1 protein-coding gene and 1 pseudogene are annotated in these 1,686 nt (G+C 57.8%); both read left to right on the top strand.

Annotated elements, in window-relative coordinates:
* Window positions 1-833 (top strand): annotated as a pseudogene (locus ACGYKA_RS19980) (IS21 family transposase); the annotation flags it as partial.
* A complete protein-coding gene (istB, locus tag ACGYKA_RS19985) occupies window positions 823-1,614 on the top strand; it encodes an IS21-like element helper ATPase IstB (RefSeq protein ID WP_093744151.1) in 792 nt (263 codons plus the stop codon). The pseudogene ACGYKA_RS19980 and the gene istB, both read left to right, overlap by 11 nt.
* Window positions 1,615-1,686 lie beyond the last annotated feature (72 nt).

The following is a 1,686-nucleotide window of genomic DNA, read 5'->3' on the forward strand; positions in this document are numbered from 1 at the left end:
ATCCGGCAGCCGGTTGGGAGAAAGGCCAGGTTGAGAAGAATGTGCAGGATGCCCGTAACCGCATGTGGCAGGTCATGCCGGTCTTTGCCGATCTGGCAGAGCTGAACCAATGGCTTGAAGACCGCTGTATCGCCCTTTGGACAGAGACACCGCACAAGGCTTTGCCGGGGTCCATCGCTGACGTGTGGGAGGCCGAGAAGCCCACGCTGATGGCACTGCCACCGGCATTCGATGGCTTTATCGAACATAGTAAGCGTGTGTCACCCACATGCCTGATCACGTTCGAACGCAATCGCTACAGCGTTCCCGCCAGCTTTGCGAACCGCCGTGTCAGTTTGCATGTCTATCCCGAACGGCTGGTCGTGGTCGCTGAAGGGCAAACGGTTTGCAAGCATGCGCGGATCATCGAGCGGTCTCATCGAAAGCCCGGCAAGGTCATCTATGACTGGCGCCACTATCTCGCTGTTATCCAACGCAAACCGGGCGCACTTCGGAATGGTGCGCCGTTCACGGAGATGCCGGATGCCTTCCGTCAATTGCAGGATCACATGCTGCGTAAAGAAGGCGGTGACCGAGAGATGGTCGACATTCTGTCTCTGGTCCTTCAGCACAACGAAGAGGACGTTTTGTGCGCAGTGGAGCTGGCACTTGAAGCGGGCGTCCCCACCAAGACGCACATCCTGAACCTGTTGCACCGATTGATCGACCGCAGACCGACAGATCACCCCGAGGTCGATCCGCCGGACGCACTGGCATTGCAGACAACGCCAGAGGCCAACGTCGATCGCTATGACGGGTTGCGACGGACTGAGGAGAAGCGCCATGCGTCATGACCCAGCAGGAGCCTCTATCGTGATCATGCTACGCAGTCTCAAGCTGTACGGCATGGCAAATGCGATTGAAGACTTGGTCGCCCAGGGTGCGCCAGCGTTCGAAGCTGCCACACCAATGCTGTCGCAGCTGCTCAAGGCCGAGATCGCCGAACGCGAGGTACGGTCCATCGCCTACCACACGAAGGTTGCCCGCTTCCCCGCATACAAGGATCTGACGGGCTTCGACTTTGCATCGAGTGAGATCAACGAAGCGACAGTGCGGCAGCTACACCGATGCGAGTTTATCGAAGCGGTCGAGAATGTCGTTTTGATCGGCGGTCCCGGAACGGGCAAGAGCCACACCGCCACAGCAATCGGCGTCCAGGCCATCGAACATTACCGGCGTAAGGTGCGCTTCTTCTCGACCGTGGAATTGGTCAACGCGCTGGAGCAGGAGAAGGCACTTGGTAAGGCAGGGAAACTGGCTGAGACGCTGACGAAGGTCGACTTGGTCATTTTGGACGAACTCGGTTACCTGCCGTTCAGCTCATCTGGCGGGGCGCTGCTCTTCCACCTGCTCAGCAAACTCTACGAGCGCACCAGCGTCATCATCACCACAAACCTCAGCTTCTCAGAATGGGCGCAGGTCTTCGGGGATGCAAAGATGACAACCGCGCTCCTCGATAGGCTGACCCACCGCTGCCACATCCTCGAAACCGGAAACGACAGCTACCGCTTCAAGGCCAGCGCTGAGGCTGCAAAGAAAACACGAAAGGAGGCCAAAACATTGACCGCGTCATAAACCACGACGCATAACTGAGGGTGGGTCAAATCTCGGTGAAAATACCGGGTCAGTTCTCAGTGACAATCAACA

The organism is Sulfitobacter sp. 1A15106, from assembly GCF_043556995.1.
In the GTDB taxonomy this organism is placed as follows: Bacteria; Pseudomonadota; Alphaproteobacteria; order Rhodobacterales; family Rhodobacteraceae; genus Sulfitobacter; species Sulfitobacter faviae.

Coding starts and splice junctions, on each gene's coding strand:
- istB (WP_093744151.1), top strand. CDS start 823: ATGCGTCATGACCCAGCAGGAGCCTCTATCGTGATCATGCTACGCAGT.